Raw genomic sequence first — 18029 nt, 5'->3', positions numbered from 1 at the left:
AGTTGTGTTTGGGTCCTATTTCGAAGCCAGTTCCATGATCTTGACCTGTGTCGCCTCTGCCCGATCGAGAATCCCCGTGACGTGTCCTTCGTGCATGACCAGGATGCGGTCACTCATGCCGAGCACCTCGGGCATTTCCGACGAGATCATCATCACCGCCACGCCATCGCGCGCGAGTTCCGTGACCAAGCGATGTATTTCGGCCTTGGCCCCAACGTCGATGCCGCGCGTCGGCTCGTCGAGGATGAGAATCCTCGGCTTGGTCAGGAGCCAGCGCCCAATCAGCACCTTCTGCTGGTTGCCGCCGGACAGGTTTTCGATGCGTTGCGCGAGATTTGGCGTTTTGACGCGCAGCGTTTCGCTCATCAGCGTGCAGGCGCTGGTGATGCCCTTTTCGGCCACGAAGCCGCGTGACACGTAGTCTTGCTGCAACACGGCGATCTGCATGTTCTCGAGGATATCGAGGATGAGCAGGCAACCGGTTTCCTTGCGGTCCTCGGTCAGCAGCGCCATGCGGTGACGAATAGCGACGTTCGGCGACGAGATGGTCACCGGCTTGCCGTGGATCTCTATGGAGCCCGAACTAGCCGGCGTCACACCGAAGATCGCTTCGGCGACGTTGGAGCGGCCGGAACCCACCAGCCCGGCGACGCCCAGGATTTCGCCGGCACGGATGTCGAAGGAGACGTCGCGGAAGACCCCGTCGAGCGTCAGGTTCTTCACCGACAGCACGACGTCGCCGATCGGAACTTCCTCTTTCGGAAACATCTGTGTGATCTCGCGTCCGACCATCATGCGGATGATGTCGTCACGGGTCACATCACTCGAAAGGTGGGTGCCGATGTATCGGCCGTCGCGAAACACCGAAAACTCGTCGGCGATCTCGAACAGCTCGTTCATCTTGTGGGTGATGTAGATAATGCCTTTGCCCTGCGCTTTCAGGTCGCGGATGATGGTGAACAGGTGGGAGACCTCGCGCTCGGTCAGCGCCGATGTCGGTTCGTCCATAATCAGCACGTCAGATTCGTAGGAGACAGCCTTGGCGATCTCGACCATCTGCCGGTTGGCGACGGTGAGATCGCGCACCTGCACCTGCGGATGGATGTTGATGTTGAGCCGCCGGAACAGATCCGCCGTCATCTTGTTCATTGTGGTATGGTCGACGAGGCCGAAGCGGTTCAGCGGCTCGCGCCTGATCCAGATGTTCTCCGCCACCGTCATGTAGGGCATCAGGTTCAGTTCCTGATGGATCATGGCGATGCCGTTCTCGAGTGCGTCCAGCGGCGACTTCAACTGGATAGGCTTGCCGCGCAGATGCAGCTCGCCGCGGTCGGGATGATAGATGCCGGCGATGATCTTCATCAGCGTGGACTTGCCCGCACCGTTCTCGCCCATCAGCGCATGAACCGTTCCGGGCCGCAGCCTGAACGACACGTCGTCGAGTGCAACGACGCCAGGAAATTCCTTGCGGGCGTTCTCGATGGTCAACAGATATTCGGAACCTGCGGCCGAAGCCCTGTCGCGGGCGGCGGCCGGTATCGATGCACTGCTCATGGCGTGCTCCTCCTCCTAGGGTGATTTTCGGCTGGGCGCGCGGATGCGCGCCCAGCTAGCCTCAACCAAGCAAGTTCAGTTCTTGCTCTGGTAGGTCGCCAGATTGGCCGGCGTCACCAGCTCGAACGGCACGAAGACCTTCTGGTCGACCTTCTCGCCCTTGGCGAGCTTCAGCGCCGCGTCGACCGAACCAACGCCTTGGCCGGAGGCGTTTTGGAACACGGTGACGTCGAGGTCGCCGGCAGCCATTGCGGCGAGCGCATCTCCGGTTGCGTCGACCCCGCCGACCAGCATCGACTTCATGTCGATGCCGGCCGCCTTCATCGCCTGGATGGCGCCGATCGCCATCTCGTCATTGTTGGCGACGACGGCGTCGAACTGGATGCCGGCCGACAGCCAGTTGCTGACAAGGTCGGTGCCCTGGGTGCGCGACCAGTTGGCGGTCTGCTCCTCGACGATCTTCATGAACGAGCAGTCCGGCGTCGCGATCACGTCGTGGACGTCCTGCGTGCGCTGGCGGGCCGCCTGGTTCGACAGTTCGCCCATCATCACCACGATTTTGGCTTCGGTCTTGCCGGCTTCCTTGAGCAGGCGGCAGATTTCCTTCGTTTCCAAAGTGCCCGACTCGACCTCGTTCGACGCGACGAACGCCTGCTTCTCCGGCAGTTTGTCGACGTTGACCGGCTGGCGATTGACATAGACCAGAGGAATGCCAGCATCGGCCGCGATCTTCGACATCGCGGTTGTCGCGTCCGTATCCACCGGATTGACAATGATCGCGCTTACGCCAGAAGCGATGAAGTTCTGGATCTGGCTCTGCTGCTTGGCGACGTCGTTTTGTGCGTCCTCGACCTGTAGCGTCACGCCATTAAGCGTCTTGGCATAATCGATCATGCCGTTGCGCAGAACGGTCAGGAAGTTGTCGTCGAACTGCGCCATCGACACGCCGATGTTCTCGGCCAGTGCCGAGGTTGTCATCAGCGCCGAGATTGCGGCGCCCAGAATCAGTTTCTTCATGTCAGTTCCTCCATTTTAAGGCGTCCGGTGCGCCCGATCCTCCCGGAACTCCCCCGGTTCGGGGGTCGTATCGAAACGGCAAGTGCCTCAGCGCCAAGGCCTCGGTGACAGCGTTGCCGTGACGAATTCCATGTTCACCCGCGCCTCCAAGGTCAGAAGACGATCGTCTTGTGGCCGTTGAGCATGACGCGGGTCTCGAGATGCAGCTTGACCGCACGCGCGAGCACCCTGCTTTCGATGTCGCGGCCGACCGCCACGAAATCTTCCGCGCTCATCGAATGCGTCACGCGTTCGGTCTCCTGGTCGATGATCGGCCCCTCGTCGAGGTCGGGCGTGACATAATGGGCGGTCGCGCCGATCAGCTTGACGCCCCGCTCGAATGCTTGGTGGTAGGGCTTGGCGCCCTTGAAGCTCGGCAGGAACGAGTGGTGAATGTTGATCGCCCGGCCGTAGAGGCGCTTGGAGAGAGCGTCCGAAAAGACCTGCATGTAGCGGGCGAGGATGACCAGTTCGGCGTCCGTTTCGCGAACCAACTCGAGCAGCTTTTCCTCCTGCTTTGTCTTGTCGTTCTTCGAAATCGGCCAGCAATGATAGGGGATGCCGGCCAACTCGGCGTTACAGCGGCTGTCTTCATGATTGGATACGATCGCCGCAACCTCAGCGTTCAGCCATCCGACCTTGATCTGGTAGAGGATGTGCAGCAGCGCGTGGTCAAACTTCGAGACCATGACGATGATCTTTAGCCGACGGCGCTGATCGATCAGACTGGCCTTCATGCCGAAGCGTTCGACAGGCGATTTCAGCGCCCGTTCGATATCATCCTTGACCGCACCGACCGGTGCCGCGAAGGCGATCCGCATGAAGAAGCGGTTTGTCTGGCGGTCCCAGAACTGGTTGCTCTCGGCGATGTTGGCGCCCATTGCCGCAAGTTCGGTGGTGACGGCGGCCACGATGCCGGGGCGGTCATCGCACGACAGGCTGAGGACGTGGATCTTGTCCGCCACGGTGTGGCCCCTGTGGGGCGGTTCTTCGCTGTGAGCGTTCATGAGACAGGCAGGCCATCGAGGAAGCGGCGCAGTTCGCCCGCTTCGATACCGACGACGTGGCGCTGCTCAGGGTAGATGCCGCTGCGCACGTCGGCGGCGAACTCGGAGAACGCCGCGATGCGCTCGCGCTGGAGGCGGTCTAACTCGGCTGCGAAGTTGCGATAGGCCTTGGCGTGCCTTGGCACGTGGCCGCGATTTTGGCCCAATAGGTCGTCGCCAAAAAGATATTGGCAGTCGCAGCCGGTTCCAGCACCCATGGAAACCATGAACAGCGACGTGCGTTCGCTGATGGCGGCCGCGACCTCGGCCGGGACGACCTCGATTTCCGCGCCAAAGGCGCCGGCCGCTTCGTATGCCTTTACCGCGTCGAATATTTTGAGAGCGCTTTCGGCCGACTTGCCGACCGCCTTGAAGCCGCCTGTCCAGGTGGCCCGCGACGGGATCAGCCCGACATGGCCGATTACAGGTATGGCTTCGTCAGCGAGCCGCTTCACGGTGGCCAGGCTGGCGCTGCAATAGACGGCGTCGGCGCTCGCCTTGTAGAGCGCGAAAGCCCAGTGCACAAAATCGTCCGCCGTGCCGACTTCGAAGAAATTGACGCCCGGCACCGCAAACAGGCTTGGCGCAACCTCGCGGAAATGGGGAAGAACCATCATCTGCGGCGGCACCGAGACCATGTCGACGCCGGCTTTCTCGGCAGCCTCCAATTCTTCCAGCGTCTCCACGCGGATCATCGTGAACTGGTATTTGCCTTTCATGGCGCGGATATCCGCTACTGTCGGTCTCTTCCTGCTCATCGGCTGCCCCTCCCATTTTGCGTAATCATGCCGCCAGCAACGCCTTCGTTTTCACGAGAGCGAGGTCAGTTCCGAAGGCCCGGCCGCCTGCCTGATTCCAAGCGAATGTCGCGGGCCACGGCGTGGCCGGGGGCGATGCCGTTCGCCGAAGGCAGATGTCCGTCCGGCGCCTGCGCCGCAGGCCTCGATCCAATCGGTCACCTTCGCCTGAGCGGATCTTGTGTGGGTCGACGTTCGGAGGCGGCGGCGGACCGCCGCCTCCGTAGCCTTGGGAGGCTGGTGGTCCGAGGCAACGTTGGTTTCGGGGTGGAACTGTTCGCGATACGACCGCGCCATCGGCGGCAGATCGCGCTTGATGAAGCAGTCTTCGTTGCGCAACTGGCGCAGGAAGGCCGGTATTATTTCGCGGCAGCCGGTCGGGACCGACGGCGACGGCTGGTCGCGTTTGATCAGACAGTTCAGCTTCGGCAGCGTATGGCACGACCCCATCGGGACCGTGTGGTGCTCACCGGCGCGCTGCGCTTCGCGCCCTATCAGAATGCAGTGTCGTTTCTTCGGCCTATAGTCTTCGGCTGCGGCGGCTGCGCTGAGCATGACCTTCCTTTTCCGGCTGGAACCAACACTGATAAGCTTTCCTGCAAGAGAACTACCAAATTCATTCATTTCCATCAACGCCACTTGCAATTTTTCTATCATATACTATCATTCCTTCGAAGTCCTCAAAAGGAGACTGCCTTGGCCAAGCGCCCAACGGTTTCGGATTTGGCCCGGGCATCCGGGGTTAGCGTGGCGACGGTCGACAGGGTTTTGAACAACCGCCTGCCGGTGCGCGAGGAAACAGCGCAGCGGGTCTATGAGGCGGCGACCGTCATCGGCTACCACGCCGTGACCCTGATCAAGCAGCGGATCCGGCAAGATCTCCCGGAATACCGGCTGGGCTTTCTTCTGCAGAAGCCCGAGCAGCATTTCTACCAGGAGTTCGCGCGCGAATTGGAGGCCGCGGCGACCAATGCGCCGCGGTTCCGCGGAATTCCGGTTGTCGATTTCTGGTCGAGCCAGGCTCCCGAGGACATCGTCGTCCATCTGGAGAAACTGGCAGCAAAAACGAATGCCATTGCCTTGGTTAGCCCCGATCATCCGACGATCACGGTCGCCGTGGAGAGCTTGAAAGCCCGCAGTATTCCGGTGTTTTCGCTTCTGTCGGATTTCGCTCCCGGCGTACGGGAAGGCTATGTAGGCCTCAACAACCGCAAGGTAGGACGCACCGCCGCGTGGATGATCGCGCAGTGCGCCAGCCGGCCTGGCAAGGTCGCGGTCTTTGTCGGCAGTCACCGCTTTCACGGCCAAGAGCTACGCGAGATCGGCGTGCGCGCCTATTTCCGGGAGCACGCACCGGAATTCACTGTGCTTGAGACGCTGGTCAATCTCGAAACGGCCGATCTAACCCACCATGCGATGCTCGACCTGCTCGAGAGGCATACCGATCTCGTCGGATGCTATGTAGCTGGCGGCGGCATGGAAGGCGCTATCACTGCGTTGAGAGCGGCCATGCCTGCCCATCCCCCAGTCTTGATCTGCAACGAGATAACGCCGGAGTCACGCGCCGCACTCGCCAACAACATCATCACCATGGTGTTCGCAACGCCACTGGCGCGGCTGAGCAGCGATCTCGTCAATCTCATGGCGCATGCCATCAAGGACGGCGCCGCCAACGCCCCGGGACAGACCTTCCTGCCCTTCGACATCCACGTGCCGGAAAATATCTAGGCGCCTCTGCTATAGAATCTATCATGGATGATAGAAACTCATCACGACGAGTTGACTGTATCCTGCCGCCAGATGATGGGATCGGCAGCCGCGCCGGGGAAATGACCGGCATCAACGGGAGGGAATATCGGATGCCAGTTGCTCGATTGCCGTCGTTCGCACTCAACCATATGGTAGCGCCCTCGCTGCGCTCGGACGCGTTCTTCGCGCTCTGCCGCAAGGTGGGTGTGGCGCAGGCGGAAATCCGCAACGATCTTGCAGGCAACGCCATCATGGACGGCACGCCCGCGGTCGAAATCGGCAGTCAAGCCCGCAATGCGGGAGTGTCCCTGATCAGCATCAACGCGCTGCAGCGCTTCAACGAATGGACGCCGGCCCGCGAAGCCGAGGCGATCGCCCTCGCCGACTATGCGCAGGCCGCAGGCGCGGCAGCGCTGGTCCTCGTTCCGGTCAACGATGGCTCGGGACGGGCGGACGGGGAACGTCAGAAGAACGCAAGGACTGCCCTTCGCGGCCTGAAGCCGATCCTGAGTGACCGCGGCGTGGTTGGCCTGGTCGAGCCGCTGGGCTTCGCCATCTGCTCCCTGCGCTCCAAACGAGAGGCGGCAGACGCCATCGCGGACATCGATGGCGTGGGCGCCTTCGGGCTGGTGCACGACACATTTCATCATTTCCTCGCTGGAGAGCCGGCGCTGTTTGCGGAGATGACCGGCCTCGTCCACATATCGGGTGTCGCCGATAAGGAAGTGGGGATCGACGACATGCGCGACCCGCATCGCGTGCTGGTGGATGAGAAAGACCGACTCGACAATATCGGCCAGATTCGTGCATTGCAAAGCGCGGGCTACGCCGGCCCCCTCTCCTTCGAGCCATTCTCGCCGGCCGTCCATGAACTCGATGACCCCGCACGCGCGCTCGCCAACAGCATCGCTTTCATTCGAGCCCGGCTGTAAGCGATGTGTTGCAACGTTTTGACTACCAGCGCTATGGCGACATTTTCGAAGGATTGGACGTTCAAGGGCCGCCAATTCGACCGGTCGTTGATCCTGCCTTGCGTGCAGCCGCAATCATCCTAAATGGCATCGAAATGGTTCACATGATGCGCAAGCAACAGGTGAGTTTCGCCTTCAATCCGGATCCATCCCCGTCCGAGCGGTTCAAAATCGTTGCCGCGTGATGGCCTTGCGTCAGACCTCTCTGCGCTTCCTTGAGCGGTTGCAACAAAACCAGGCAGATTACCGTGTGCTGGTGACGCCCTGCTGCGCGCCTGCAATGTAGCGGGGACACGACATGCTCAGAATGAGCCAGTACCTAGCTTCACCAACTGGTCGGGCGGGAGGCCTGTGAAGATTGCACCCACCCCTATGTTATTTGCTGACCGGGGGATGCAGCCTTGTGTCGAGGGCAAAAGCTTCCTGGAACTTAAGCGTGTAGGAAGATGCCGCTACGCTCGCCACGAAGATGATGTTCCAGCTATATGAAGAGACCGCGCTTGGCATAGCTATGATGGGATGTTTCATCAGGAGGTCATCCCCGAATGCCTGCTGACCCGCGCTTGGTATGCCGGGGCGCAGCCAGTTCGGATTGGGCACGCTTGCAGGATCGACGACATGGATAGCCGATGGATCGCTGAGGACAGCGGCTGTTAATGTGTGGGCAACTGTGTCGAGGGCGCGAAAACCCTTATGCACGGCGACCTCAAGGATGGCCGTGGCGGGATCGACCGAGCAGTACACAGCTCTTACGCCCTTGCTGTTCCAGCGGCCGCCGACCCGATAGGCACCTTCGCCGCTATTCCATATCGCGGCATGGACGGCCTGGTCGAGCCGCCACGCAATGAGTTCCGTTCCTCCGAGCGCCATCGGCAGAGGCGTCATGCATAGACGCCGTATGCAAGCCGCTCCAGATAGTCTTCGACCAGTTCCACGCCGGCGGGAGTGCCCAGCAGATCGATCGGACGGCGCTGGTCGAGACCGATCGCCGGGCGCTCCAACCATTGTTCAGCTTCCGCCTGCGTGCCGAGCACATCCGTCGCCTTCGCCAGGATCTCTGCGAATTTCCAAGTCCGTCCGCTCTGCTCCTGGCTAAGGGGCTTGGAGGGAGCGTCTTTGCGGCGCTGCCAGGTTCGCAGGCTCATACCAACGGCCTTTTCGAGCGACGCCGTCTTGTTGATGAAGACCAGTTGTCCGACGAGGTGATTTAGCGCCGAGGCCGGCAGGCCGAGTAGAAGCAGTTCATGCGCATCAAGGGCACTGGTCAATCGACGCGACAAGACCCGAGATCCGCCGAGCAGTGCCTCCACCCTCTGGAGATCACTGCCTCCCGCTTCCATAGGGGCCTTATCCGCTGTGGCTGTCATGCGCACCTTCTGTGTCACGTGTCGCCTAAGATACGACGGCTGTCGCATGATTTCAAGCGCGTGTGAATTGATCTTGAAGGCCGAGCACCTGCCCCGAAAACAACCGGGGCAGACGAGGCATTGGTCTGCGAAGAGAAAGACGGCGGCCGTCGCTGCCCGATCGAACCGGGTCTTAATGGGCAAAAGCAGGGCATGACGCCGACGGCCAGACGGTGCTCGAGAGGGTTCTGTCGCTGAGAAACGTTTGATCTAGGCTCCAAAAGCGCTGCCCCGCGCCAGGTGGCACACAAGTGATCTCTGGGTCGGCTCCTGCGTGACGCCACAGTGGTTGGACGAACGGGATGTCGCGGCAGTTGCGCGCGCAGTGCATCGCCGCGCTGCGTGTCAGTGGCATGGACCGAAGTATGGCTCGCGCCCGCTGCAACAAGCAGAAGCCATCCAACCACACTCGTGGCGCCCGAGCGTTTCCTCGCGCTAGCTGTCGCATTTGGCATAGATTTGTGAAGTTGCGGAGGGCAAAGACCATGAGGTTATCGATTGCACCGTCCTGGGGAGCGTTGACGAGCGGAGAACTGCAGCTCACTTTCGCCCGGGTTGCCCAGATCGGGTTCCTCATTCTCCGGAAATCAGTCAAAGCCTATGGAAGTCAAATCAACACAGGCCAGGAGATCAGCTGGTAGAAACGGCCAACGCCACGTTGTTGATGCCGACCTGATCGCCGTAGTGATAGCCGTGACCGACGGCGAGCCGCGCGTCTTGACCATCGGGGAGGCCCAAGCCTTGCCGTCCGGTCCCTTTGAACTTGGCCATCGATCCCTCCAGTCCGGTCTGAGGGCGTGGGTAGAGCGCCAGACCGGTCACCCGCTCGGTTATATCGAACAGCTCTATACGTTTGCCGACCGCGACCGAACCGCCGACGAGCGCGTGCAGATTTCGATCAGCTATCTCGGCCTTGCGCGCGAAGAGCAGTCCGACAGGTCGGCGCACGGCTGGCGGAGCTGGTACGACTATTTTCCGTGGGAAGATCACCGTGCCGGCGTACCGGCTATACTGCCTGATACCGTCGTGCCAGGACTTTTGGCTTGGGCTGAAGAGGCAGAAGACCCGAACATCCGCCGCGATCGCGGTCTGCGCGTGGAATTCGCCTTTGGCCTGGATGACCGTGGCTGGAACGAGGAACTCGCCCTGCAGCGATACGAACTGCTCTATGAAGCCGCGTTGGTGGCCGAGGCCACGCGCAGTTGGGACAAAGGCAATCCGCTGTCCATTGCTGGCCGGTCGATGATCGCCGACCATCGCCGCATTCTGGCGACCGGGATCGCCAGATTGCGGACCAAGATCAAGTACCGACCCGTCGTGTTCGAACTGATGCCGCCGGCATTCACGCTGCTGCAGTTGCAGCGCACCGTTGAGGCGCTCGCCGGCCGGCTCGTGCACAAGCAGAATTTCCGGCGTCTCATCGAACAGCAGGATCTGGTCGAGGAAACAGGCGAGACCGTGTCTGAAACACGAGGGCCTCCGGCCAAACGCTTCCGCTTCCGCCAAACGGTTCAGGCGGAACGAACTGTCGCAGGGACGAAATTGCCACTTTCACGCGCTTGACATTCAATATGCTCAAGTTAAGCATATACCTCTATTATACTCAATACGAGCATAATGAAGGTAAGGCATGTTCAACGCCTCCACGCCCACAGCCGCTCTCTATGACCGAGTAAGGCGGGTCATCCCGTCCATCGAGTGGCCAGCCTTCGCCGGCGATATCGAGGCCATCCTCGATCTGAAGCGGCAGCGAAATGCCGTCATCCTGGCGCACAACTACCAGACGCCGGAGATCTTCCACTGTGTTGCCGACATCGTCGGCGACAGCCTGGCGCTCGCCCGCAAGGCGATGACCGTCGACGCGGATGTCATTGTGCTGGCCGGCGTCCACTTCATGGCCGAGACGGCAAAGCTGCTCAACCCGCAGAAGACGGTACTCATCCCTGACTTGCGCGCAGGCTGTTCGCTGGCGGATTCGATCACCGCCGTGGACATCCGTCTGCTGCGGCAACGCTATCCGGGCGTGCCGGTCGTCACCTACGTCAACACATCGGCCGAAGTAAAAGCCGAGTCCGACATCTGCTGTACCTCCGGCAATGCCAAGGCGGTCGTCGAGTCCCTCGGCGTCCCCCGGGTGATCATGCTGCCCGACGAATACCTGGCCCAGAACATCGCCGCCCAGACCGAGGTGGAGATCATCGCCTGGAAAGGGCATTGCGAGGTGCATGAACGCTTCACGCCTGCCGACATCCGCGAGTTGCGCGAAAGCCATCCCGGGGTGACGGTGCTGGCGCATCCCGAGTGCCCGCCGGAAGTGGTTGCGGAAGCTGACTTTTCCGGTTCGACTGCCGCCATGTCGGATTATGTCGGAAGGCAAAAGCCGCCGCGCGTCGTGCTGATGACCGAGTGCTCGATGAGCGACAATGTCGCGGTGGAGCATCCCGAGGTCGAGTTCATCCGCCCCTGCAATTTGTGCCCGCACATGAAGCGGATAACGCTAGCCAACATCCGTACGGCGCTCGAGCAGAACCGCCATGTCGTGACCATCGCACCCGAAATCGCCGGTCGCGCGCGGCTGTCCGTCGAGCGGATGCTGGCCGTATGAGCATGGACGTCCACCATCTCGCCGGCCGGCCGGTGATCATCGGCGGCGGCATAGCCGGGCTGATGACCGCGCTGCATCTGGCGCCCGAGCCGGTGCTTCTCCTGTCCAGGACGCCATTGGGTGCTGACGCCTCCAGCACCTGGGCACAGGGCGGCCTCGCCGCAAGCCTCGGCGACGACGACGATCCAGCACTCCACCTTGCCGACACGCTCGCCGCAGGCGATGGCCTTTGCGACAGGGAGATGGCGAGCCGGATCCTCAATGCGGCGCCGGGCGCGATCGAGACATTGGCGGGCTTCGGGGTCCGCTTCGACCGCATGCCGGATGGGACGGTGCGTCTCGGACTGGAGGCCGCGCACAGCCGGCGCCGCATCGTTCATGCCGGCGGCGACGGCAGCGGGCGCGAAATCATGCGTGCCTTGGTCGCGGCCATCCGTTCGACGCCGACAATAGAGGTCGTCGAGGGGTTCGAAGCGCGCCGGCTCGCGGTGGTGGACGGCAAGATCGCCGGTGTTCTGGCGAGCGGTCCGAAAGGCCCAGCGTTCTTCACCACGGGACGGGCCGTCCTCGCCACCGGCGGGATCGGCGGGTTGTTTGTCGACAGCACCAATCCTCTGGGCAGTTGCGGACAGGGCTTGGCGCTCGCGGCCCGCGCGGGGGCTGTCCTTGCCGATATGGAATTCATCCAGTTCCACCCGACCGCGTTCGATGGATCGAACCGCCCCATGACGCTCATCAGCGAGGCGGTTCGCGGCGAAGGCGCTGTGATCGTCGACGAGACGGGCCGACGTTTCCTCGACGGCTTGCAAGGCGCGGAACTCGCACCACGTGACATCGTCGCGCGCGCCGTCTGGAGGCACCTGGCAAACGGCCATGGCGTCTTTCTCGATGTGCGGGAAAAGCCCGGCTCGGCATTCGCGCGCCAGTTCCCGACGATTGCATCGGCCTGCGCCAGGGCCGGCATCGATCCGACGCGTGATCTCATTCCCATTCGCCCTGCCCAGCACTATCACATGGGTGGCGTCGCCGTGGATCGGGACGGGCGCACTTCCGTTCCGGGACTTTGGGCTTGCGGCGAAGTCGCCTCGACCGGGTTGCACGGCGCCAACCGGCTCGCCAGCAACTCGCTGACCGAGGCCGTCGCCTGCGCGCGCTGGGCCGCCGAGAGTGTAGCCGGTTCGCCTGACGGCGGCGGAAAGCTAGCCATGGTACCTCACCTACCCGCGCCAGATCCAGGACCTGTGCGCCCTCTCCTGTCGCGTGCCCTCGGCGTCACAAGAGATGGCGAAGGGTTGAAAGAAGCTGCACAGGCCTTGCTGCCGCTGTCGCAGCGGCACGATGCGGCATCCGATCCCGCCGCCGTCGGGCTGATGATTGCGATAGCCGCCTTGCGGCGCCGGGAAAGCCGCGGGGCTCATTTCCGGACCGACTTTCCGCATCATGCAACCCTCGCTCGCCGCTCCCAAATCACCCTCGAAGCGGCCATTGCCGCCGCGCGGGAACTCGCATCCTCCCCCGAGTTGGAAGGCGTCATCTGATGAACCTGTCACCACCTCCTGCGATCATGCTCGAGCCTCTGGTGCGTGCAGCTCTGCTTGAGGACCTCGGCAGGGCCGGCGACCTGACCACCGACGCCATCGTGCCGAAGGACCTTCGGACAACGACCGTGCTGTCGGCACGCCAAGCGGGAATAGTTGCCGGCCTCGACCTGGCGATGCTCGCCTTCCGCCTCATCGACCAGACAGTCGAAATGACCGTGCATCGGCCGGACGGCAGCGACGTCGCGCAAGGCGAGATCATTGCCTCGATGAGCGGTCCGGCCCGGGCCATCCTCACCGCGGAGCGGACGGCGCTCAATTTTCTCTGTCATCTGAGCGGCATCGCCACGGCGACGGCATCGGTCGTCGCGGCGGTCCGCGGCCACGGCGCAAGGATCGTCTGCACGCGCAAGACGACACCTGGTTTGCGGGCGATCGAAAAATACGCCGTGCGCGCCGGTGGTGGCTCCAACCACCGCTTCGGCCTCGACGATGCCATCCTGATCAAGGACAACCACATCGCCATCGCCGGTGGAATTCGCCCGGCCATCGAGCGGGCCAGAATGAGCGTCGGCCATCTCGTCAAGATCGAAGTCGAGGTCGATACGCTGGCCCAGTTGGAAGTGGTCCTGGCCCTCGCCCCAGACGCAGTGCTGCTCGACAATATGTCGCTCGACGAGCTACGTCAGGCGGTGGCTACGGTTGCCGGCCGGGCGGTCACCGAGGCGTCGGGTAGGATAACCCTGACGACGGCACCGGCCGTGGCTGCGACAGGCGTTGATCTGATTTCCATCGGTTGGTTGACCCATAGCGCACCAATCCTTGATATCGGGCTCGACTGTCGTGAGCCTTGAACGTCGAGCCTGACGCCGCCTGTCTGCGAGATTTTTCCACTCCGGGCGGGCGGAATGCGCAAGCTACGCTTTAAGGATCCGCTCTCGAAAGAATATCCACCACCTTTCTCGTCGGCTGCATGGCTCAAACAGCAGCTATCTATGGGTGATCAAAAATCGCCCATCCCAAATCTGCCCTTTTGGCGGCCGCCCTGGCCTTCAATCGCTGCGTAGAATCTTTGCTTCGAGCGCGGCTGCGACAAAAGCCCGCCGAGCGGCCGGTGGATGGGCCTCACCTCGCAACACCTGCAGACAGGCGTCCATTGCCACCTTGCGCTTCTCGGTCTGACGATGGAGATCCCGCAGCAGGATAGTGGCCGCATCATTGACGTCGACCACAATACGCTCCGCGCCATGACGGCTGACCTGGACAACGACTGGCCTCTCAAATCTGTTCAAGCCCATCATCACTCCCCCTCCAGCGCTGGCGACAGGCCTTTGCCCGCACTGATGTCTGCAGCCGAAATTTCGGCCGGGTCCCGCCCAAACGTGATCGCTGCCCAGGCGATCACGATCTGCGCTGTCTCGCTCATGTTTGCTAGTGTGGGATGTGGCCCGCTATAGAACTCAATGACGCCTCTGGTGGTATCGCATACTTCATGAAAGCCTACGCCTACATTTATCCACTGCCTGTTTTACATTGCAGCAATCCATTGCATAGCGGCGGTTGGATCCTCCAATACCGAGGCTCGCTTCGCAAAGCCGATAAGGGCATTGCAGGCAGCGCTTACCGATGCATGCCCACCATAGGCGTCATGGCATGCCCGAAGGGCGGTTTCATGGGCCTGGTCCCTGCGATCTTCGGGCCACCCATCGAGAAAGTCGATAGCGTCCGCAAGGCTGGCAATCTCTTGCACCAGATAGGTCGCTCGCTTCACGAAAATGGGGCTGCTGAAAACCTCAAAGTTCATTCGTGCCTCCCCATACACTCAGCCCTCGTTTCGGAAAGCCGTATCCCATGGAGAGCCACCCGGCCAGCAGCCATGATTCAAGGGAACAAGCTCGCTGGCGCTGGCATTTGCCGCTTCAGCCCGACTTGCCAAAACCCCTTCTTCCTGCCTCGTCAGAGTGCCCGTGTGTAGGTCCACAGCTGTGCAGGCGGAATGTTGCGGACGACGAAATCATAATGAGAGACGATGTAGCGGTCCGGCATTTTGACCACTGGTGACAAGGGCCCATAGGTGATTTGCATCACGGGTCTTCCAGCAGGAATTCGGGCCAGCAAATCCTCAAGCAAGGCCACGCGTTGCACCATTGGAAAACTCAACAGCGGCACGGCGCTTATAACACAGTCGAACTGTTCGCGGGACCGCTCCGCCAGGACATCACCCAGCGCAAATGCATCGCCCAAACGAAAATCCACATCCGGAAAACGTCGCGTCAGTCGATCATAAAAATCCTTCGAATATTCGACCGAAATCAGCTGCTGCGGCTCGATGCCTCTTTCCAGGATGGCCTTGGTGATGACGCCGGTTCCTGCACCGAGTTCAAGAACTGGCATGCCGGACGCCGGATTAATCACACTTGCCATGCGGCGCGCGGCATGAGCGGACGTTGGCATGAGCGCGCCCACTCTTTTCTTATCCTTTTGCCAGCCCCTGAAGAATTGAATCTCTTCTTCGAATTTCCTGCCGATGCGCTGTTTCAACCGAAAGACCATATCCATTCCCTGCTCAGGCTATTCCTGGGTCGCGTTGACGACGGAACGTTTGTACAAGTTTTGCGACATTTACAAGCCTGAATACGACGGACCCCGCTCGTGGGAAGACTGATTTTTCGCGGCGTTTCATTGTCTCATTGTGGGGGTCTGAAGGAGGGGCGGCGGACTGTCGATCCTCTGCGCACAGATTAAGGAGAGCAGCACGCGACCTCGGAAAATCGCCTGGCTTCCTCAACAAGCTCTCGAGGCGCCAAAGACAGCCATGACGGCAATGAACTTGCCGACAACGGAAACGCGTTTCGCAAGCCACTCCTCCAAGCCATTGCTCTCGGGACATGGGTGTTCAGGTTGAGATCGTTCGATGTCCTGCTTTTGAAAAAATGGCTGCCGCCGAAATCGTGTTCGACGACAGCCAAGGTGCCTGGGAGGGCAAGAGAAAGGGTTAGATCCCCTAGCTGGGATATGTGTTGCGTGCGCTATCAGTCACGGATTGCGGCTCCCGTTACCGGGTCGAACCAATGCAGCTTCTCCTTGTCGACAGTCAGAGCCAGGCGCTGATTAGGAGCTGGAGTCAGGGCCGGAGGGATCCGCGCCACAAGGCGGTTCTTGCCCTTGTGCGGGAAGTCTTCGGTGTCTTCCGCATCGTTGACGTTCACCGGTGGGGACGTGATGTCGAAAAAAATGAACGTATCGGCCCCAAGTGCTTCCGCAACCGGGATCTTCTCGTTGAACAACGCCTCATGTTCCGCACAAACCTGGAACATTTCGGGGCGAATTCCAGCAATAACCTGTCGGCCGATACAGCGGGAAAGTGCCGGCCCAGCGGACACAGGAAAGGATATGCTTGTCCCCACTATTGTGGCGATCGGGGAACCGGCTTCTCCCCCGAGCTCGATGCGCACGAAGTTCATGGCCGGGGAGCCGATAAATCCGGCGACAAACAGATTGACTGGTTTGTCGTACAGCATTTGCGGTGTGTCGAGCTGCTGAAGATTGCTTTCCAGGCCATTGCGCACCGGCTTGAGCACCGCAACGCGGTCTCCCATGGTCATGGCCTCGACCTGATCATGCGTTACATAGAGCGTCGTGACACCCAGACGCTGATTGAGTAGCTTGAGCTCACCTCGCATTTGCACGCGAAGCTTCGCATCAAGATTGGACAAAGGCTCATCCATAAGGAAGGCCATCGGATGGCGAACAATAGCACGGCCCATGGCGACACGTTGGCGCTGGCCGCCGGACAAGGCGCCTGGCTTGCGCCCCAGGTGGCGGGTTAGATCGAGCATTTCGGCGGCAACCCGCACAAGCTTGTCGATCTCTTGCTTTGGCATTTTGCGCTGTTGCAAGCCGAAAGCCATGTTTTCATAAACGGTCATATGCGGATACAGCGCATAGTTTTGGAACACCATGGCTATATCCCGATCCTGCGGGTCGTTTTCGGTGACATCGTTGTCACCCATCAGCAGTCGGCCGCTATTCAGCGTTTCGAGGCCCGCCGCCATTCTCAGCAAGGTTGACTTGCCGCAACCCGACGGGCCGACCAAGACCACGAATTCTCCGTCGGCGATCGCAAAGCTCACATTGGCGACGGCAACGGTCCCGTCCGGGTACGTCTTGCCAACTCCGTCAAAGGTCATAGACGCCATAAAACTACTCCGCAGCATCAGTGGGCGAGGCCAGCCGTCCCCGTGGGACAGCAAGCCCCTGTGTGTTCAGGCTCCGGCGCTGGCGATGTCTACAGCCTTGCCGCTGGCGACAGACTCCTCGATCGCCGCCAAGATCCTGGTGTTTGCCAGACCGTCCTGCGCATCGGCCAGCAATGGAGCACCGCGCACCACGCTGTCGACGAAGCGGGCAATGGATTCGAGAACAAAGCCACCGATGCGGGTCTCGCCGGTCGGGGTTATGCCGATATAGTCGTTGTACTTCAAACCTCCCTCCCCAATGCGACGCAGGCCGCCATTGTGGGTGGGATCGGCCTGGATCTGGCCCTTTTCACCGACAAACTCGATCTTGAAGTCAACCAGGGAAGGATTGTCTCGCGACAGGATCCAGCTGTTTTCCATGGTCACGACCGTCCCCTTGGAGAACTCGAGGATCGATACATGGAAATCCTTCGTGTCCACGCCGCGGCCAGACAGCGTGCCTGAGCGAGCAACCGAATAGACGCGCACGACTTCGTCAGCGAGAATGAAGCGCAAGACATCGACGAGATGGCTGCCCAGGAACCACAGCGCGGAAGACTTCGCAGCCCAGCTCAGCATTTCAAAGGGCACAAACGTCGTGTTGGAAAGACGCGCGTTTCCATGTTTCGCAAGACCGATTTGGCCGTCCTGGATCATGTCGCGAACTTGGGTGAGGATGGGATTTACACGGTTGTGAAAGTCCACCATCAGCTTGCCCGAGGACCTGGCGGCAGCCTCGGCGATTTCCTCTGCTTCCTTCACGGTCGTGGCCAGTGGCTTTTCGCTGAGAACATGCTTGCCGGCCTTGAGTGCTGCGAGAACGATCGGCGCATGGGTAAAATCCGGTGTTGCTACCGATATCGCATCGATATCGTCACTGGAAATCAGCTTCATGTAATCGGTGAACGCCCGGGCCGCCCCGAAAGTGTCCTTCATTTTGAGAGCCCTGCCCTCGTCGAGGTCGCAGACGCCGATCAGCTCGGTTTCCGGCAACACCTTGAAAGTGTGAGCGTGATTGTTGCCCCAAAGGCCCGCGCCGATGACGCCCATGCGCAATTTGCTCATTTCC

The 18029-nt window shown here is 61.0% G+C and carries 18 protein-coding genes and 2 pseudogenes; 7 read left to right on the top strand and 13 right to left on the bottom strand.

Annotated features, from left to right (window positions below; translation table 11 throughout):
- Positions 1 to 15 precede the first annotated feature (15 nt).
- From HGP13_RS11070 to HGP13_RS37790, 5 genes and pseudogenes are all read right to left on the bottom strand, one after another.
- Positions 16 to 1554: a sugar ABC transporter ATP-binding protein gene (locus HGP13_RS11070; protein WP_109658939.1), complete on the bottom strand. Its 1539-nt coding sequence runs from the start codon at positions 1552 to 1554 to the stop codon at positions 16 to 18.
- Between the two features lie 75 nt (positions 1555 to 1629).
- Complete coding sequence (locus HGP13_RS11065; RefSeq protein WP_109658938.1) at positions 1630 to 2571, bottom strand: sugar ABC transporter substrate-binding protein; 942 nt, start codon at positions 2569 to 2571, stop codon at positions 1630 to 1632.
- A 152-nt stretch (positions 2572 to 2723) separates the two neighbouring features.
- Positions 2724 to 3617: a formyltetrahydrofolate deformylase gene (gene purU, locus HGP13_RS11060; RefSeq protein WP_109658937.1), complete on the bottom strand. Its 894-nt coding sequence runs from the start codon at positions 3615 to 3617 to the stop codon at positions 2724 to 2726.
- Positions 3614 to 4414 carry a 3-methyl-2-oxobutanoate hydroxymethyltransferase gene (locus HGP13_RS11055; RefSeq protein ID WP_109658936.1) on the bottom strand — a complete coding sequence of 267 codons (801 nt, stop codon included), beginning with the start codon at positions 4412 to 4414 and terminating at the stop codon, positions 3614 to 3616. Before HGP13_RS11055 ends, purU begins: the two co-directional genes overlap by 4 nt.
- A gap of 300 nt (positions 4415 to 4714) precedes the next feature.
- Positions 4715 to 4921: pseudogene (locus HGP13_RS37790) on the bottom strand (fatty acid desaturase); the annotation flags it as partial.
- A gap of 228 nt (positions 4922 to 5149) precedes the next feature.
- Between HGP13_RS37790 and HGP13_RS11050 the strand changes: the two are divergent.
- From HGP13_RS11050 to HGP13_RS11040, 3 genes and pseudogenes are all read left to right on the top strand, one after another.
- A complete protein-coding gene (locus tag HGP13_RS11050) occupies positions 5150 to 6181 on the top strand; it encodes a LacI family DNA-binding transcriptional regulator (protein ID WP_109658934.1) in 1032 nt (343 codons plus the stop codon).
- 101 nt (positions 6182 to 6282) lie between these two features.
- Complete coding sequence (locus HGP13_RS11045; RefSeq protein WP_245951608.1) at positions 6283 to 7134, top strand: TIM barrel protein; 852 nt, start codon at positions 6283 to 6285, stop codon at positions 7132 to 7134.
- A gap of 92 nt (positions 7135 to 7226) precedes the next feature.
- Positions 7227 to 7358: pseudogene (locus tag HGP13_RS11040) on the top strand (IS6 family transposase); the annotation flags it as partial.
- Positions 7359 to 7548: 190 nt separating this feature from the next.
- Here HGP13_RS11040 and HGP13_RS11035 read toward each other — a convergent pair.
- The 3 genes from HGP13_RS11035 to HGP13_RS37785 form a co-directional block, all read right to left on the bottom strand.
- Positions 7549 to 8058, bottom strand: coding sequence for an RES domain-containing protein (locus HGP13_RS11035; protein WP_109658933.1), 510 nt, complete (start codon positions 8056 to 8058; stop codon positions 7549 to 7551).
- The gene (locus HGP13_RS11030; protein WP_246707330.1) at positions 8055 to 8513 is read right to left on the bottom strand and encodes an antitoxin Xre/MbcA/ParS toxin-binding domain-containing protein; all 459 of its coding nucleotides are present in this window, start codon (positions 8511 to 8513) and stop codon (positions 8055 to 8057) included. The genes HGP13_RS11035 and HGP13_RS11030 overlap by 4 nt, the downstream gene beginning before the upstream one ends.
- 696 nt (positions 8514 to 9209) lie before the next feature.
- Positions 9210 to 9350 carry a hypothetical protein gene (locus tag HGP13_RS37785; protein WP_245951606.1) on the bottom strand — a complete coding sequence of 47 codons (141 nt, stop codon included), beginning with the start codon at positions 9348 to 9350 and terminating at the stop codon, positions 9210 to 9212.
- On the opposite strand from HGP13_RS37785, the gene HGP13_RS11025 reads away from it, so the two are divergent.
- The 4 genes from HGP13_RS11025 (at position 9321) to nadC (ending at position 13576) form a co-directional block, all read left to right on the top strand.
- Complete coding sequence (locus HGP13_RS11025) at positions 9321 to 10142, top strand: hypothetical protein (RefSeq protein ID WP_245951604.1); 822 nt, start codon at positions 9321 to 9323, stop codon at positions 10140 to 10142. The two genes, HGP13_RS37785 and HGP13_RS11025, sit on opposite strands and share 30 nt — an antisense overlap.
- 67 nt (positions 10143 to 10209) lie before the next feature.
- Positions 10210 to 11184: a quinolinate synthase NadA gene (gene nadA, locus HGP13_RS11020; RefSeq protein ID WP_109658931.1), complete on the top strand. Its 975-nt coding sequence runs from the start codon at positions 10210 to 10212 to the stop codon at positions 11182 to 11184.
- Positions 11181 to 12722 carry an L-aspartate oxidase gene (locus HGP13_RS11015; RefSeq protein ID WP_109658930.1) on the top strand — a complete coding sequence of 514 codons (1542 nt, stop codon included), beginning with the start codon at positions 11181 to 11183 and terminating at the stop codon, positions 12720 to 12722. Before nadA ends, HGP13_RS11015 begins: the two co-directional genes overlap by 4 nt.
- Positions 12722 to 13576: a carboxylating nicotinate-nucleotide diphosphorylase gene (nadC, locus tag HGP13_RS11010; protein WP_109658929.1), complete on the top strand. Its 855-nt coding sequence runs from the start codon at positions 12722 to 12724 to the stop codon at positions 13574 to 13576. Before HGP13_RS11015 ends, nadC begins: the two co-directional genes overlap by 1 nt.
- 198 nt (positions 13577 to 13774) lie before the next feature.
- On the opposite strand, the gene HGP13_RS11005 is transcribed toward nadC, so the two are convergent.
- The 5 genes from HGP13_RS11005 to HGP13_RS10985 all read right to left on the bottom strand — a co-directional run bounded on the left by HGP13_RS11005 (position 13775) and on the right by HGP13_RS10985 (position 18025).
- Complete coding sequence (locus tag HGP13_RS11005; protein WP_109658928.1) at positions 13775 to 14023, bottom strand: DUF982 domain-containing protein; 249 nt, start codon at positions 14021 to 14023, stop codon at positions 13775 to 13777.
- A gap of 227 nt (positions 14024 to 14250) precedes the next feature.
- Positions 14251 to 14526, bottom strand: a complete 276-nt coding sequence (locus HGP13_RS11000; RefSeq protein ID WP_109658927.1) for a DUF982 domain-containing protein — start codon at positions 14524 to 14526, stop codon at positions 14251 to 14253.
- 152 nt (positions 14527 to 14678) lie between these two features.
- Positions 14679 to 15281, bottom strand: coding sequence for a phospholipid N-methyltransferase PmtA (gene pmtA, locus HGP13_RS10995; protein WP_172225036.1), 603 nt, complete (start codon positions 15279 to 15281; stop codon positions 14679 to 14681).
- Between the two features lie 473 nt (positions 15282 to 15754).
- A complete protein-coding gene (locus tag HGP13_RS10990) occupies positions 15755 to 16921 on the bottom strand; it encodes an ATP-binding cassette domain-containing protein (protein WP_109661162.1) in 1167 nt (388 codons plus the stop codon).
- A gap of 66 nt (positions 16922 to 16987) precedes the next feature.
- Positions 16988 to 18025 carry a Gfo/Idh/MocA family oxidoreductase gene (locus tag HGP13_RS10985; protein ID WP_109661160.1) on the bottom strand — a complete coding sequence of 346 codons (1038 nt, stop codon included), beginning with the start codon at positions 18023 to 18025 and terminating at the stop codon, positions 16988 to 16990.
- Positions 18026 to 18029 lie beyond the last annotated feature (4 nt).

Origin of the sequence: Mesorhizobium sp. NZP2077, assembly GCF_013170805.1 — a bacterium.
GTDB lineage: Bacteria > Pseudomonadota > Alphaproteobacteria > Rhizobiales > Rhizobiaceae > Mesorhizobium.
Note: the sequence above shows the minus strand (reverse complement) of the source record. Positions and strands in the feature narration are given on the sequence as shown.

Excerpts from the sequence above, each read along its gene's own strand:
- HGP13_RS37785 (WP_245951606.1), bottom strand. The coding sequence starts at position 9,350 with ATGGCCAAGTTCAAAGGGACCGGACGGCAAGGCTTGGGCCTCCCCGAT.
- HGP13_RS11070 (WP_109658939.1), bottom strand. The coding sequence starts at position 1,554 with ATGAGCAGTGCATCGATACCGGCCGCCGCCCGCGACAGGGCTTCGGCC.
- HGP13_RS11055 (WP_109658936.1), bottom strand. The coding sequence starts at position 4,414 with ATGAGCAGGAAGAGACCGACAGTAGCGGATATCCGCGCCATGAAAGGC.
- HGP13_RS10990 (WP_109661162.1), bottom strand. The coding sequence starts at position 16,921 with ATGGCGTCTATGACCTTTGACGGAGTTGGCAAGACGTACCCGGACGGG.
- HGP13_RS11005 (WP_109658928.1), bottom strand. The coding sequence starts at position 14,023 with ATGATGGGCTTGAACAGATTTGAGAGGCCAGTCGTTGTCCAGGTCAGC.
- pmtA (WP_172225036.1), bottom strand. The coding sequence starts at position 15,281 with ATGGATATGGTCTTTCGGTTGAAACAGCGCATCGGCAGGAAATTCGAA.
- HGP13_RS11000 (WP_109658927.1), bottom strand. The coding sequence starts at position 14,526 with ATGAACTTTGAGGTTTTCAGCAGCCCCATTTTCGTGAAGCGAGCGACC.
- HGP13_RS11045 (WP_245951608.1), top strand. The coding sequence starts at position 6,283 with ATGACCGGCATCAACGGGAGGGAATATCGGATGCCAGTTGCTCGATTG.
- HGP13_RS11030 (WP_246707330.1), bottom strand. The coding sequence starts at position 8,513 with ATGGAAGCGGGAGGCAGTGATCTCCAGAGGGTGGAGGCACTGCTCGGC.
- HGP13_RS11015 (WP_109658930.1), top strand. The coding sequence starts at position 11,181 with ATGAGCATGGACGTCCACCATCTCGCCGGCCGGCCGGTGATCATCGGC.
- HGP13_RS10985 (WP_109661160.1), bottom strand. The coding sequence starts at position 18,025 with ATGAGCAAATTGCGCATGGGCGTCATCGGCGCGGGCCTTTGGGGCAAC.
- HGP13_RS11065 (WP_109658938.1), bottom strand. The coding sequence starts at position 2,571 with ATGAAGAAACTGATTCTGGGCGCCGCAATCTCGGCGCTGATGACAACC.
- HGP13_RS11035 (WP_109658933.1), bottom strand. The coding sequence starts at position 8,058 with ATGACGCCTCTGCCGATGGCGCTCGGAGGAACGGAACTCATTGCGTGG.
- purU (WP_109658937.1), bottom strand. The coding sequence starts at position 3,617 with ATGAACGCTCACAGCGAAGAACCGCCCCACAGGGGCCACACCGTGGCG.
- nadA (WP_109658931.1), top strand. The coding sequence starts at position 10,210 with ATGTTCAACGCCTCCACGCCCACAGCCGCTCTCTATGACCGAGTAAGG.
- nadC (WP_109658929.1), top strand. The coding sequence starts at position 12,722 with ATGAACCTGTCACCACCTCCTGCGATCATGCTCGAGCCTCTGGTGCGT.